Origin of the sequence: Salana multivorans, from assembly GCF_003751805.1 — a bacterium.
Lineage (GTDB): Bacteria > Actinomycetota > Actinomycetes > Actinomycetales > Beutenbergiaceae > Salana > Salana multivorans.
Genome location: NZ_RKHQ01000001.1, coordinates 523127 through 537479 on the forward strand (window position 1 = coordinate 523127; position 14353 = coordinate 537479).

The following is a 14353-nucleotide window of genomic DNA, read 5'->3' on the forward strand; positions in this document are numbered from 1 at the left end:
CGCGGGAGGCGTGTAGCGTTGCCGTGCCCATCGACGTCGTCAGGAGCACGATGCCCACCTACGCCTACCGCGGTACCGAGTGCGGCCATGAGTTCGAGACCTACCAGTCCTTCAGCGACGACCCGCTCGTCGAGTGCCTCGAGTGCGGCGGCCCCGTGCGCCGGGTGATCTCCGGGGTCGGCGTCACGTTCAAGGGCTCGGGGTTCTACCGCACGGACTCGCGCGCCGAGGGCACGAAGGCCGGGAAGGGCAAGGGCACGGGCGGGTCGGACTCGGCCTCGTCGACGACGCCCGCGCCCGCGGCGAGCACGTCGTCGTCGAGCACGTCGCCGGCCTCGTCGAGCGCGTCGGCCGGCTCGACGTCCGGGTCGGCCGGCTCCTAGCGCTCTCCCGGCTGCGGGCCGGCTGTCCACAGCGAGGCGAGGCGTCCCCCGCCCCGCCGTCGTCCCCACCCCCCGAGCGCGATCCGCCGAGGCCCTCCTACGGTCACGGCATGGACACACCGACGCCCGACCGAGCCGCCGCCGCACGGCGGCGCTCCCGCGGCATGCGCTCGCTGTGGTGGCGCTACCGGCCCCTCCTCGTCGGCGGGCTGACGTTCTGGCTCGTGCTCGCGGCCCTTCCGCTCGCCCGACCCTCGACGGCGACGGTGCCCGTCGTGGTCGCCACCCGGGACCTCGCGGCGGGGACCGTGCTCGCTCCGGGGGACGTCACGCTCTGGGAGCTTCCCCGCGGCCACGCCCCGCCCTCGGCGCTGGCCGGGACGGGCGACGCGGTCGGGCACCAGCTCCGGCACGCGGTGGCCGCTGGCGTCGCGGTCGTCCCGCTCGCGCTCGCGGACGGCGGCTGGGGTCTCGCACACGATGAGAGCGCCGTCCCCGTCCGCCTGGCGGACCCGCTCGTCGCCGCGCTGCTCGAGGCCGGCGACCGCGTCGAGCTGGTCCGGGCGGACGGCGAGGCGACCGCCTCCCTCACCGCCGACGCGCGCATCCTCGCCATCGTCGACGACGTGGCCGGTGGAGGCCTGCTGGGCAGCGGCACGCCCGGCTCGCCCCTCCTCCTTGTCGCGGTCCCGGAGGGCAGGGCTACGCTCGTGCTTGATGCGAGCGCCCGTGGCACACTCACCGCTGCGCTCGCGCCCGCCCACCTGTAGTGCGCGCCGGCCATGCGCACGGCAGGCCGCCTCACCCACCACCGACGCAGGGAGCCAGACCCCATGTCCACCACCAACGCCCTCCAGAAGACCGGCGGAGTCCTCAACGGTTTCAAGGAGTTCATCTCACGCGGCAACGCGGTCGACCTCGCCGTCGGCGTCGTCATCGGCGCGGCGTTCGGCGCCGTCATCGACTCCATCGTCACCTCCATCCTGGAGCCGCTGATCGCGGCGATCTTCGGCAAGCCCGACCTCACCGGGATCTGGACCTGGAACCTCAACGGTGCGGCGATCCAGCCGTTCGCCGTCGTGACGGCCCTCATCAACTTCCTCCTCGTGGCCGCCGCCATCTACTTCCTCGTGGTCATGCCGCTCAACGCCCTGGCGGCGAAGCGCGCCAAGACGGAGGAGGAGCCAGCTCCGGAGGAGAAGTCCCAGGAGTCCATCCTGCTCACCGAGATCCGCGACCTCCTGGCCTCCCAGAAGCCGCAGGTCTGAACGCACCGACGCCGAACGAGCGAGGCCCGGTCCCCTGTCGGGGGCCGGGCCTCGCTCGTTCGGCTCGATCGCTCGGGCGGTCACCGCGTCGCGGCGGCCGCGGTCGGGCGGATGCGCTCTACCAGTGCGGCGGACGCTCGCGGAGGATGCGGTCGTCGTCGTCCCCGCGGCGATCGCCCCACGCCCCGTCGGTGTCCTCCCACGCGCGGTCGGGCAGCACCGAGTCGCCGAGCGTCGGCTGCACGACCCCCTCGCCGGACTCGCGCGCCCGCTCGGCCTCGCTCGCCTCCGCGTTCCCGTCCTCGTCGTCGGTCCGCCCCGACTCGTCGGCCGACTCCTCGTTCCCGGCGCCACCCGGGCTCCGGTCGGTCACGTCCTCGTCGGGGGTCGCCCGGGGTGACTCGGGGTCCCCGTCCTCGGCGTCCTCGGCGTCCCCGGAACCAGCGTCGCCGCCGACACCCTCGGTGCTGCCTTCGACGCCGGCCTCGGCCGCCACGTCGTCGTCGGCCTCGGTGTCGCCACCGTCCGACTCGTCGGCCGCCATGCCGGCCTCGGCCTCACGCTCGGCCTCGGCGTCACGCTCCCCCTCGGCGAGCCCACGCTCGTTCAGCGGGATGACGTCCGTCGGCGGCTCCGGGTCCTCCCGGCCGGGGTCGGCCGCACCGTCGTCCGCGGCCGGCGTCGCCGCCAGGTCGAACCTCGTCTCCTCGTTCGCGGCCACGATCTCGGCGGCCGTCGCTGCCAGCGGCAGCTCGCGCGTCTCGACGTCGTCGAGGACGATCCGGCCGCTGCCGTCGGACTCCGCACCCTCGGGGCGCTCGGGCGCCAGCACGCGCTGGGCCACCTCGGTCAGGACCTCCTCGGCGCGCGGCGCGCCCGGGGGAAGCCCGAGCTCTCGCGCGAGCTCCCCGGCCAGCTCCGGCACGTCGCGGACGACACCGTCGCTGCCGACCCACCGGGCCAGCGCCTCCAGCTCGCGGGCCGAGTACGCCCCCATCGGGAGCCCGGCGAACACGTCGGGTCGCTCGCCCTCCCGGGCATGGGCGCCGTTGACCGCGACGAGGTCGTCGGCCGCGGTTCCCTCGGCGTCGTCGTCCACCATCGGCGGCGCGACGACCGACGTCTCCGGCTGCGGCAGCGCGCGCACGCGCGCCGACACGGCGTCGAGCACGGCCTGGGCCGCGGCCTCCGGGTCGAGGAACACGTCGAGCGAGGACAGCACGAGCACGTCCCACCCCCGACGCTCGAGCCGCTCCCGCCAGTACCGGTCGCGCATCCGCAGGTTGGTCGTCGCGACGTACTCGGGCGTGTCCGTGAGGATCGCCACGCCGTAGGTCCCCGGCAGCGACGGGTGCCCGACCGCGAGCGGGATCCGCACGCCGTCCGGCGGCCCGTAGCTCGCCGCCACCTCGAGCCCCATCCGCCAGAGCCGGTCGGCCAGGTCCACGAGCAGGGGGTCGGGTGAGCCCTCGCGGCTGGAGCTGGACGCGATGCCGCCCTCGGCCGCGAAGGCCAGGAGGTCGGCGAGCATCGTGGAGCCCGGCGAGCGGAGCCGCTGCGCGTCGAGGTCGGTCGGCGCGAGCGGGCTCGTCACGACGAGCCGCGTGCGGCAGGCCTCCAGCGCGTCGACCAGCAGCGACACCCCGCGCGGCGAGCTGACCGCGCCGAACTGGTGGATCACCCGCCCGTGCGGCGTCTTCCCGTACCCGACCGCCAGGATGATCGCGTCCCGACGCATGCCGGCGGCCTGCTCGACGTCGACGACGACGAACGGCTCGAGCCGCGCCGGGTCGAGGGCGTCCGCGATCGCGCGGGCATCGCTCACGGCGTGCGCGACGGCGTCCCGGATGCGCGCGGCGTGGCGCGGGTTGAGCGCGATGACGGCGAGCGACTCCTCGGGCCGGGCCAGCGCGTGGTCGATCACGAGGTCGACCACGTGCTCGACCTCGTCCGGCACGCTCTCGACGACGCCGCCGTGCACGGCGAGCGCGCGACCCTCGACGACGTCGAGCCGGATGGTCGACGGGCCGGGGACGGACGGGATCGCGACGAGCGCGTCCGCGTAGCCGTGCTTCTCCAGGAACGCGGCGAGCGAGGAGTCCCGGTCGGTGCGCGAGCCGTCGAGCTGCACGTGCGGCAGCACCTCGGCCAGGCGCGCGACGGCGCCCGTCCCGCCGCGACGCACGTCGCCGACCACGACGACCTGGCGCGCCCGGCCGATCGCCGCGACGACCTGCTCCAGCGCGAGGTTCTGGATCGAGTCGAGGACGAGGAGGTCGATCGTCGCGGCGCCGTCGGCGTCGGGGCGCGGCAGCACCTGCGGGACGAGCATCGGCGGGACGCTCCACGCCGGGACGACGGTGCGACCGACGGCCCCGTAGGACTCCGCGAGCGAGCGCAGGTCGAGCTGCTCGACGCCCCGGCGTGCCCGGTCGGCGGCCTTGAACAGCTCGCGCGCCTGGGTCTTGTCCGCCACGGCGACCGACCGCAGCCGCGACGCCGTCGCCAGCGCGACGGGCGGCACGAGGCTGTCCACCTGCGCGAGGTCGAGCTCGCGCAGCCGGTCGACCTCGTCCGCGAAGCTCGTGGCGCCGCGGACGGCCGGAACGGTCTGGATGATGTGCTCGAGCACGCTCGACCACCACGCGAGGTCCAGCTCGCTCGTCACGGCCTCGAGCGGCACGCGCCGGGCGGCGAGGTCGTCGAGCAGGTCGCCGAGGCCGAGGTCCTCCAGCCGCGCGATGGCGTCGGTGCGCTCGGGCAGGGCGCGGGAGATGCTCTCGTCCTCGGTGAGGCTGAGCAGATGGTCGCCGAGCCGGTCGAGGTCGACGTGGTCCAGCGGGACGGTGCCGTCGCCGATGGTCGAGCGCAGCGGGCCGTCGAGCTCCGCGACGGCCGCGACGACCTCGTCGGTCACGGCGATGAGCTCGGACATCTCCTCGGGCAGCCTCGGCCAGCCACCGGCGGTGCAGTGCTGCCGCCAGATCTCGCGCTCCTCCTGGACGGCGACCAGCTCGGCGTGCAGGTCCGTCACGTGGCGCCCGGGGCGCAGGAGGTCCTTGGCCTGCTTGCGCAGGCGACGGCGGACGGCCTGCGGAAGCACCTCGTGCGACTCGCGGGACGCGCGGGGAGCGGTCGCCGCGACGAGGTCGGCGGCCGACCGCTCGAAGATCGCGGGCTGGAACACGTCGAGGGCGGCGCGGATGCCCTCGAGCATCCGGAGCTGCTCCACCCAGACCGCGAGGGTCTCGGCCGGTTCGAGGCCGGTCTGCGCGGCGGCCACGGCCATCCGCTGGCGCAGCAGCGGGAGGGTCCGGGCGCCGAGCCGCTGGACGCGCTCGACCGTCGAGCGCGCCTCCTCACCGTCGGCGAGCGCGACGCCGTACCAGGGGCTGTCGCTGCGGCGGAGCTGGAACGTGCCGAGCGTCGCGGCCTTCGCCAGCTCGCCGCGCGCGTTCTCCAGGCCGCGTCCGGCGAGCCGCTTGATCGTCGTCGGCGACAGCCGCACCTGGGTGCGCGGGGCCGGGCGACGCAGCGTGATCTCCGCGAGCGCCTGCATGGCGTCGGCGGCCGAGACCCCGAACTCCGGCTGCTCCGTGTGCCAGGCCCTGACGCGGGCCGTGAGCGTGCCGCGCAGCCGCGAGAGCTCGGTGCGCATCGTCTGGATGCCGGCCGCGTCGATGTCGGGCAGGCTCGCGCCGAGCCGGTCGGTGATGAGCGCGCCGACCTCGCGGCCCTGCCCGGCGCCGGCCGCGGCGTCGAGCGCCATGCCGTCGAGCCCGAGCTCGATGAGCCGGGCGACGAGCGACTCCGCCGCGCGCCGCGTGCCCGCGAGGTGCACGATCGTGCGGCCGGACGCGGCGGCGTCCGCCACGACCGCGGCGACGGTCTCGGTCGTCGCGGTACCCGGGGGCGCGTCGACGACGACGTCGATCCCGCTCGCCACGACGTCGAGCACGTGCTGCTGGCTCGCGTCGAGGTCGCCGACGCCGCGCTCCGTGCCGGGCTCGCGGTCCGCGCGCACGATCGGCGGGAGCTGGACGTCGAACGACGTGCGCGCCTCGGGGTCCCCGGCGAGCGCCGCGACGAGGCGGTGCCGCTCGAGCCAGCCGCCCGTGAGGTCGTCGGCGAGGATCTGGCCCGGGTGGGCGAACGAGCCGACGACGATCCGCTCGGTCACCTCGACCTCGGCCAGGCGCGTGCGAGCTGCGGCGAGCACCCCGTCGAGGGTCTCGCGCAGGTCGGAGGAGGCGCCGAGGACGGGGGCGACGATCGGGTCGACGTCGACACCGGCCCGCACGAGCGCGTGCTCGAGCACCGGGTTGAGCGCGGCCCGGCCGAGGAGCTGCAGGACGGGGCCCTGCTCGTCCTCGTTCAGCGCGACGGGGCGCAGGAACACGGGCGCGGGGCCGAACGGGCCGGTCGGGGCGGCCTGGCCGCCCCCGGCCGCGACTCCCCCGGACGTCCGCGGGCTCGCGCCGGAATCGGTCGCCTCGCCGCCGTCGGGTGCGTCACGATCGTCGGCCGCCTCGGCCGCGTCGCCCGACCAGCTCACGATGCCGAGCGCCGCCGTCGTGGCCGCGACGCCGTACCTCTGCGAGTGCTCGCCGGCCTGCGCGATGACCGCGCGAGCCCGACGCCGCGCCGCCGCGAGCGCGCTGGGCTCCCGGACGAGGAGCGAGAGCGGCGTCGGCTTGCCCGCGAGGAGCTGGGCCATGCCGCCGGGGTGCGCCGCCGAGAGGTCGAGCGTGGCGTCGGCGAACGTGTCGATGTCGCGCAGCGCGGACTCGCCGCCGAGGGAGGACAGGGACTCGCGCCACCCGCGCACGGCGCGGGCGAGGCGGTCCTCGGGGCGGTCAGGGCGTGGGGTGGGCGCGGCGGAGCCGTGGTTCCCGGCGGGCGCGACGCTGGCCTCGGCCTCGACGTCCGTCCCGATCTCGCCGGCGTCGTCCGCGCGCGCAGGGGACTGCGCGGGGGCGACGTCGGTCTCGTGCCCGTCATCGACAGCCACGTGCACCTCCGCTCCTCGACACTGGCAGGCTAACGGCCGCGCGGCCGGGAAGGCGGGCGTGACTCACCCTGCGGGGCGATCCGTTCGGCTCGTCGGGGCGCCCGGGCCGGCCCGCGGGTCGCCTCACCCGTCCAGGGCGTCCGAGGCCGCGGTGAGGTCGGCGAGCTCGCGCTCGCCCAGCACGAGCGCGAAGCTCGCGGTGAGCGCCTCGAGCTGCTCGACGCTGCGCGCGCTCGCGATCGGGGCGCCGACGCCCGGTTGCTCGCGCAGCCAGGCCAGGGCGACCGCGGCGACGGGGACACCGGCGTCCGCCGCGATCCCGTCGAGCACGGCAAGCAGGCGGTGGGCGCCCGGCCGCGCGAGGTACCCGGCCGCGGTGGCGGAGCGCGGGGAGTCCGCGTCCTCGGCGCCGAGCCGGTACTTGCCCGTGAGGAAGCCGGCCGCGAGCGAGTGGAACGGGAGCTCGACGACGCCGAGGTCGAGCAGCGTCGGGACGAGCGTCGTCTCCAGCCCGCGCTCGACGAGGCTGTACCGGTCCTGGGAGTACGCGGGCGCCGGCAGCCCGGCGTCGTGCGCCGCCCCGACGACGGCGCGCAGCCGGTCGGCCGGGAAGTTCGACAGGCCGAGGGCGCGGACGCGACCGTCGATGACGGTGCCGGCGAGGGTCGCGGCGATGACGTCCGGGTCGAGCGCCGGGTCGTCCTCGTGGGCGTAGTAGAGGTCGATGCTGTCGGTGCGCAGTCGCCTCAGCGACGCGGTGAGCGCCCGCTCCACCACGCTCGGGGCCAGGCCGCGCAGGTCCGGGTGCTTGGCGACCTTGGTGCACAGGACGACCTCGTCCCGGGCGCCGTTGGCCGCGAGCCACTCCCCGATGATCGACTCGGACTCCCCGCCGACGTGGCCCGGCACCCAGGACGAGTAGGCGTCGGCGGTGTCGATCGCCCGTCCGCCGGCCGCGACGAACGCGTCGAGGACCGCGAAGCTGGCGGCGCGGTCGGCGGTCCAGCCGAACACGTTCCCGCCGAGCACGAGCCTGCCGAGGTCGCCGAGCGGGGCTGCGGGGGTCGCGGTCGGGTCCGTCGCGGTGGGCACGTGCGTCATCGATCAGCTCCGGGGTGGGGGTCGGTGCGTCGTCGAGCGGCGGCCGAGACCTGCCGCGTCGATGGTCGAGTGCCCCCGGCGCGAATCGAACGCGCGACCTACCGCTTAGGAGGCGGTTGCTCTATCCCCTGAGCTACGAGGGCGGGCCCGGTCGAGTCTAGTCCCGATGCGTCGCGGGCCGGGACGGTCAGGGCGCGGGCCGCGCTCCGCGGCCTCAGCCCTCCCAGGGGAAGGTGCCGGGGACGGAGCCCTCCTCGCGCTGGATCCGCGCGGGCACGACGAGCACGGGGCACGCGGCGTGGTGGAGCACGGACTGGCTCGTCGAGCCGAGCAGCATGCCGGCGAAGCCGCCGCGGCCGCGCGAGCCGACCACGACGAGGTCGACCGCCGTCGAGAACTCGATGAGCAGCGCGGCGCCCGACCCGTCGAGCACCCTCGAGGTGATCGCGAGGTCGTGGCCGGACGCGGCGCGCACCTCCTCGACCACCACCTTGAGGCCGGCCTCGACGTCGGCCAGGAGCTGCGCGCGGTCGACGTTCGCGGGCAGCCAGGGCAGCACGCCCGAGCCGGTCGCGAGCGGAACGCCCCCGACGACGACCAGCTCCGCGTCCCACAGCACGGCCTCCTCGATCGCCGCGGCGAGCGCGATGCGGGCCGACGGCGAGCCGTCGACGCCGACGACGATCCGGCGCGGCGCCGTCACCGGGGTGCGCTGGGCGTCGTCCCTCCCCTTGACGGGGACGACGACGACCGGGCAGTGCGCGTGCGCCGGGACCGCCGTCGAGACCGTGCCGAGCAGTCGGTCCGTGAACCCCCCGCCGCCGCGGGTCCCGATGACGACGAGCCCCGCCTCGGAGGTGGCGTCGATGAGCGCTCCGGCCGGGTCACCCGTCTCCAGCCGGCCGGTCACCTCGACGCCGCGGTCGCTCACCTGCGCGACGGCCTCGTCGAGGGCGGCCTGGGCGCTGGCGCGGATCGCGGTGTCGTCGAGGGCCGCGTAGCCGCCGTCGAGGGATGCCGCCGTGAACGACGGCAGGGAGTAGGAGCAGATGACATCGAGCCCCCAGCCCCGCCGGGCGGCCTCCTGGAGCGCCCACTCGAGAGCGACCTCGCTCGATGCCGAGCCGTCGACCCCGACCGCAACCCGTGTCGCGTGTGTCATCCGAACCACCTCCGCGTGCCTGGCCAGCAGTTCCCGGAGTGCGGTGAGGAGCACAGCTCCCGTTTACCCTCCGGTGACCTCGACCTTAACCCGTGCGGACCCCGAGCGGGAGTGGAAGCGCGGTCCTCGACCCGGTCCGAGGGACGCGCGACCGGCGCCACGCCCGCCGACGTACCCGCGGACGGGAGGACGAAGGGCCCCGGACCGTGATGGTCCGGGGCCCTTCGTAGAGGAACGGTGCGGTCAGAGAACGCGGATGAAGACCGGGTTGCTCATGTAGACCGGTCCGGCGGCGAGCGGCGTGCTCGGGTTGCGGGCCGCGATGTGCTGGCCGTCGCCGAGGTAGATGCCGACGTGGCCGGGGGCCCAGATGAGGTCGCCGGCGCGGGCCTCGGAGGCCGACACGACGTAGCCGGCGTTGCGCTGCGCGCCCGACGTGCGGGGCAGGCTGATGCCGAACTGGCCGTAGACGTACTGGGTGAAGCCGGAGCAGTCGAACCCGCCCGGGCTCGCGCCGCCCGACACGTACGGCGTGCCGATGTACTTGTACGCCTCGGCGACGATGGCGGCCGCGAGGTCGCCGTCGATGACGGGGGCCGGAGCGTAGGACTCCTCGGTCGCACCCTCGCTGCCGCCACCGGTCGCGACGGCGGTGGCCGCCGTCCGGGTGCGGGAGGTCACGGTGCGCACGACGGGCGGCGGGGGCGGCGGCGCCTCGGCCGTCACGGTCGCGGCGGTCAGCGCGAGGGAAGCCTCGGCGTCGGCCGTGATCCGCGACTGCGTCCCCGCGCGGGCGATGCCCTCGGCATCGAGCTGCGTCGCCTTGAGGCTGGGGGTTCCGATCGAGTCGCCACCCGGAGCCGCGTGGGCCGCGGCGGCACCGGCGAGCACGAGGCCCGAGGATGCGACGACGGCGGCGGCACCACGGCCGAGGCCGGTGGGGATCGAGGAGGTGAGGGACGATGCGAGATCGTCGAGCGCCGTCTGAGGACGGCCAGCGGCGCGATGACGTCCGCGCTGGATCACCTGGGTCAAGTCATTCCTCCGAAACGCCTGCGAGGTGAGCTGTCGGGTTCGGGCTGGAGACTGCCCGGCCGCTCGCCTCGCAGCGAGTGGCTTCACCCCAAGGAGCCGGCGAACCGGACTCCGGAGAACCTGGGTCCCCCGTCCCTACCTGTACATCCGGCCCCGGGCGCGGTGGTAGGGCTCGGCGCTACCGCGTGGGACGCCTCCGGGTGCCGGAGACAGGACGAGGTTACCGGACCGTTCGGAGAAATGTCACGTTTCGGTCACGGTCTTGTCGAGTGGCGTGCGACACGCCCCGCGACACGCCGAAAGGAGGGCACGCGAGGGCGCCGGGGAGGGGCGACGACTCCCGCGACGACGCGCGGGTCGCCGCCTCCGGTTCCCCGTCGACGATCGGCCGCCGACGGGGAACCGGAGGCGGCGACCCGACGCGCTAGACGCTGACGAAGATGTGCCGCGCGAGCTCGGTCGGCAGGTCGAGCACGACGTCGCTGCCGGTGGCGCGGACCTCGAGCGTCGAGCCGTCGCGCACGATCGAGACGACCGCGCCGGGCCGGAGCGAGGCCTCCTCGAGACGCCGCAGCAGCTCGACGTCCACCTGCAGCGGCTCGCCGATCCGGCGGACGGTCGCCTGCGTCTGACCGCTCGCGCTGGCTGCGACGAGGGACGTGACGCCGGTGAGGAACGGCTCGGTGCTCGGCTGCCCCAGCTCGTCGAGGCCGGGGATCGGGTTGCCGTACGGGTCGTGCGTCGGGTGGTCGAGCAGCTCGACGAGACGTTGCTCGACCTGCTCGCTCATCACGTGCTCCCAGCGGCAGGCCTCCTCGTGGACGTGCGCCCAGTCGAGGCCGATGACGTCGACGAGGAGCCGCTCGGCGAGACGGTGCTTGCGCATAACGTGCATCGCGCGGCCGTGGCCGAGCGGCGTCAGCTCGAGGTGGCGGTCGTCGGTGACGAGGACGAGGCCGTCCCGCTCCATGCGGGCGACGGTCTGCGAGACGGTCGGCCCCGAGTGCCCCAGGCGCTCCGCGATGCGCGCCCGAAGCGGGACGATGCCCTCCTCGAGGAGCTCGTAGATCGTCTTGAGGTACATCTCGGTGGTGTCGATCAGATCGCTCACGCCTCGGCCCCTTCAGGTCTTGGTGTCGCTTCGTCAGGTCGCTGTGTCCACCCTACGTCGTGCACCGCCCGGCGTCGCACCGATGCGGAAGGATGGGGACATGCCGCCTGCCGCCCCGACCTCCACCACCTCGACGAGCGCGACGCCCGCGACGCCGATCCGGATCCCCGAGCACCTGCTGCCCCGGGACGGGCGGTTCGGGTCCGGGCCGTCGAAGGTCCGTCCGGAGCAGATGGCCGCGCTGGCCGCCGTCGGCGAGACGCTCATGGGCACCTCCCACCGCCAGACCCCGGTCCGCTCGCTGGTGCGCCGCGTCCGGGAGGGCGTCGCCGACCTGCTCGGCGCTCCCGAGGGGTACGAGGTGCTGCTCGGCAACGGCGGTGCGACGTCGTTCTGGGACGCCGCGACGTTCTCGCTGGCCCGCTCGCGGGCGCACCACGCCGTCAACGGCGAGTTCTCGGGCAAGTTCTACGCCGGGACGAACGCCGCGCCGTTCCTCGAGGAGTCCGAGGTCGTGCGGGCCGAGCCCGGCTCGCTCGCCCTGCCCGCCCCGTCGACGGCCGCCGACGTCGTCGCGTGGGCGCACAACGAGACGTCCACCGGCGTGGCCTCCCCCGTCGTCCGGCCGGCGGGCGGGACGGACGACGCGCTGACGCTCGTGGACGCGACGTCGATCGCCGGCGCGACTCCGGTCGACCTGCGCGAGAGCGACGTCTACTACTTCTCCCCGCAGAAGGCGTTCGCGTCCGACGGCGGGCTGTGGCTGGCCGTCGTCTCACCGGCGGCGCTGGCGCGCATCGAGGAGATCGCCGCGAGCGGACGCTGGATCCCCGAGTCGCTCGCGCTGTCCCAGGCGGTGACCAACTCGCGGCTCGACCAGACGCTCAACACCCCGGCGCTCGCGACGCTCGTCCTGCTGGCCGAGCAGCTCGACTGGTTCCGCGACAACGGCGGCATCGAGTGGGCGGCCGCGCGGTCGAGGCGGTCGACGGACCACCTGTACGCGTGGGCGGACGCTCGCGAGTGGGCCACGCCGTTCGTCGCGGACCCCGCGCACCGCTCGCCCGTGGTGGCGACGATCGACCTGGCGGCGTCGGTGCCCGCGGGCCAGGTCATCTCGGCCCTGCGCGAGAACGGCGTCCTCGACGTGTTCCCGTACCGCAAGCTTGGTCGCAACCAGCTCCGGGTCGCGGCATTCCCGGCCGTCGACCCCGCCGACGTCGAGGCCCTCACGGCCTGCGTCGACTACGTGGTCGAGCGCCTCGGCGCGTAGCCGCGCCCCCGGCGCGGAGCTCGCCCAGCCCCCTGCGTAGCCCGTCCCACCGCGTACCCCCGTCCGATATCGGGGTGGATCAGATCGCGAAACGCGACGCGATCCACCCCAACATCGGACGGGAGCCGAGCGCGGTCAGGCGACCTCCTGGGCCGCCTCGTCGACGCGCGCGCGGTCGGCCGCGCTGGTGACCTGGAACCGCTGCGTGCGCCGCGCGGCTCCGGGGACGTAGTGGAGCTCGACGTCCCAGCGTCGCCGCGCCCACGCCATCCCGACCGCGGCGATGACGACGGTGGCGATCCCGCCCGCGCCGATGCTCCAGCGCGGCCCCAGCGTCTCCCCGATCCAGCCCACGACGGGCGAGCCGATCGGCGTCGAGCCGAGCAGGACCATGAGGTAGAACGCCATGACCCGGCCGCGCATCTCGGGCGCCGTCGAGGTCTGCATGTACGTGTTGGCCGATGTCAGCATCGTGAGCGTGAAGAACCCGACCGGGATCGTCGCGACGGCGTACGTCCAGTAGGTCGGCGCCATCGCCATGAGGCAGCTCGTCACGCCGAACAGCAGCGACGCCACGAGGATCCGACGCACCCGCGGCTTGCCGAGCCGCGCCGTCAGGAGCGCGCCGGCCAGGGAGCCGATGGCCATGATCGAGCCGAGGATGCCGTAGTCGGCCGCACCCTGGCCGAACTCCGAACGGGCCATCATCGCCGAGGTCATCTGGAAGTTGAGGCCGAACGCGCTCGCGACGCCGATGACGACGAGGATCAGCATGAGGTCGCTGCGCCGCCGCAGGTAGGCGAACCCCTCGCGGAGCTGCCCCTTCGCCCGCTCGGCGTGCGGGACCGGCACGAGGTCGGAGGTCCGCATCGCCAGCAGCGCGATGATCGTGAACACGAACGAGACCGCGTTGATGACGAAGACCCAGCCGGCACCGAACGCGGCGATCGCGAGCCCCGAGACCGCCGGGCCGATGAGGCGCGCGGCGTTGAACGAGGCGCTGTTGAGGGCGACGGCGTTGGGGAGCGTCTCGTTCGGCACGAGCTCGGCGACGAAGGTCTGCCGGACGGGGTTGTCGAGCGCGGACACCACGCCGAGCCCCAGCGCGAACAGCCACACGTGCCACAGGGTCGCCTCGCCGAGCAGCACCAGCAGACCGAGCCCCAGCGCCAGCAGCCCCATGAGCGCCTGCGTCAGCATGAGCAGCCCGCGCCGCGGCAGGCGGTCGGCCAGCAGCCCGGCGTACGGCCCGAGCAGCAGCGCGGGGAGGAACTGGAGCGCCGTCACGGTCCCGATCGCGATCCCCGACTCGGCCGAGAGGTCCGTGTAGACCAGCCAGTCCTGGGCGATGCGCTGCATCCACGTGCCGACGTTGGCGACGAGCGCACCGGCGAACCAGAGTCGGTAGGCCCGGTGGTTGAGGGAGGCGAACATCGTGGTCACTGGGTGGCGATCCTCCTGAGGATGTCGGCGGCGCGCCCGAGGGCCTCGAGCTCGTCCGGCTCGAGGTCGTCCAGGCGCATGGCGAGCCAGGCGTCACGGCGGCGGCGGGTCGCATGGAGCGCCTCGCGTCCGGCGTCGGTGATGGCGACGACGACGGCGCGGCCGTCGGTCGGGTGGGCCGCCCGCTCGACCAGGCCGTCCTCCGTGAGGCAGGAGATCGTGCGGGTCATCGACGGGGCCGAGACGCACTCCCGCGCGGCGAGGTCGGACGGGGTGCCCGGGCCCTGACCCTCGAGGTGGGCGAGGACCGAGTACTGGCCCTCGGTGAGGTTGGCGGTCCGCTCGTTGCGCAGCCGCCGGGACGTCATGAGCACGCCGCGACGCAGCCGGGAGGCCAGGTCGGCGAGGGCGTCGGGCGGTTCTGCTGGCACGCCCGCAGTCTACACCAATTAGTTAGCACAAGTAACTATCGACCCGGACGGACGGGATCCGCGGTCGCGCCACGGTTCGGTCCGGGGTGGGCCTGGGTGCCCGGGCAGGGCAAGACGATCGTCGCGCCGCTCGCC

At 74.8% G+C, this 14353-nt stretch carries 11 protein-coding genes, 1 tRNA gene and 1 riboswitch; of the genes, 4 read left to right on the forward strand and 8 right to left on the reverse strand.

The window, feature by feature from the left end:
- The first annotated feature begins 23 nt into the window (after window positions 1–23).
- The 3 genes from EDD28_RS02490 (at window position 24) to mscL (ending at window position 1651) form a co-directional block, all read left to right on the forward strand.
- A complete protein-coding gene (locus EDD28_RS02490) occupies window positions 24–383 on the forward strand; it encodes an FmdB family zinc ribbon protein (protein WP_342769918.1) in 360 nt (119 codons plus the stop codon).
- 110 nt (window positions 384–493) lie between these two features.
- On the forward strand, window positions 494–1153 hold the full coding sequence (locus EDD28_RS02495) for an SAF domain-containing protein (RefSeq protein WP_123738179.1): 660 nt from the start codon (window positions 494–496) through the stop codon (window positions 1151–1153).
- Window positions 1154–1216: 63 nt separating this feature from the next.
- Window positions 1217–1651 (forward strand): large conductance mechanosensitive channel protein MscL, encoded by a 435-nt coding sequence (gene mscL, locus EDD28_RS02500; protein ID WP_123738180.1) that lies wholly within the window; start codon window positions 1217–1219, stop codon window positions 1649–1651.
- A gap of 118 nt (window positions 1652–1769) precedes the next feature.
- On the opposite strand, the gene EDD28_RS02505 is transcribed toward mscL, so the two are convergent.
- The 6 genes from EDD28_RS02505 to EDD28_RS02530 all read right to left on the reverse strand — a co-directional run bounded on the left by EDD28_RS02505 (window position 1770) and on the right by EDD28_RS02530 (window position 11071).
- Window positions 1770–6662: a hypothetical protein gene (locus tag EDD28_RS02505; RefSeq protein ID WP_148059523.1), complete on the reverse strand. Its 4893-nt coding sequence runs from the start codon at window positions 6660–6662 to the stop codon at window positions 1770–1772.
- Window positions 6663–6785: 123 nt separating this feature from the next.
- On the reverse strand, window positions 6786–7763 hold the full coding sequence (locus tag EDD28_RS02510; protein ID WP_123738182.1) for an aldo/keto reductase: 978 nt from the start codon (window positions 7761–7763) through the stop codon (window positions 6786–6788).
- Between the two features lie 70 nt (window positions 7764–7833).
- A tRNA-Arg gene (locus EDD28_RS02515) sits at window positions 7834–7906 on the reverse strand.
- A gap of 71 nt (window positions 7907–7977) precedes the next feature.
- Complete coding sequence (locus tag EDD28_RS02520) at window positions 7978–8925, reverse strand: universal stress protein (RefSeq protein WP_123738183.1); 948 nt, start codon at window positions 8923–8925, stop codon at window positions 7978–7980.
- Window positions 8926–9168: 243 nt separating this feature from the next.
- A complete protein-coding gene (locus EDD28_RS02525; protein ID WP_123738184.1) occupies window positions 9169–9951 on the reverse strand; it encodes a C40 family peptidase in 783 nt (260 codons plus the stop codon).
- Window positions 9952–9960: 9 nt separating this feature from the next.
- A riboswitch (cyclic di-AMP (ydaO/yuaA leader) is annotated at window positions 9961–10130 on the reverse strand.
- Between the two features lie 254 nt (window positions 10131–10384).
- On the reverse strand, window positions 10385–11071 hold the full coding sequence (locus EDD28_RS02530) for an iron-dependent transcriptional repressor DtxR (protein ID WP_123738185.1): 687 nt from the start codon (window positions 11069–11071) through the stop codon (window positions 10385–10387).
- Window positions 11072–11171: 100 nt separating this feature from the next.
- On the opposite strand from EDD28_RS02530, the gene serC reads away from it, so the two are divergent.
- A complete protein-coding gene (serC, locus tag EDD28_RS02535; RefSeq protein ID WP_123738186.1) occupies window positions 11172–12344 on the forward strand; it encodes a phosphoserine transaminase in 1173 nt (390 codons plus the stop codon).
- A gap of 135 nt (window positions 12345–12479) precedes the next feature.
- Here the strand turns inward: serC and EDD28_RS02540 are convergent, their stop codons facing one another.
- Window positions 12480–13787, reverse strand: a complete 1308-nt coding sequence (locus tag EDD28_RS02540; protein WP_123738187.1) for an MFS transporter — start codon at window positions 13785–13787, stop codon at window positions 12480–12482.
- Complete coding sequence (locus EDD28_RS02545) at window positions 13784–14218, reverse strand: MarR family winged helix-turn-helix transcriptional regulator (RefSeq protein ID WP_245967888.1); 435 nt, start codon at window positions 14216–14218, stop codon at window positions 13784–13786. Before EDD28_RS02545 ends, EDD28_RS02540 begins: the two co-directional genes overlap by 4 nt.
- Window positions 14219–14353: the final 135 nt, after the last annotated feature.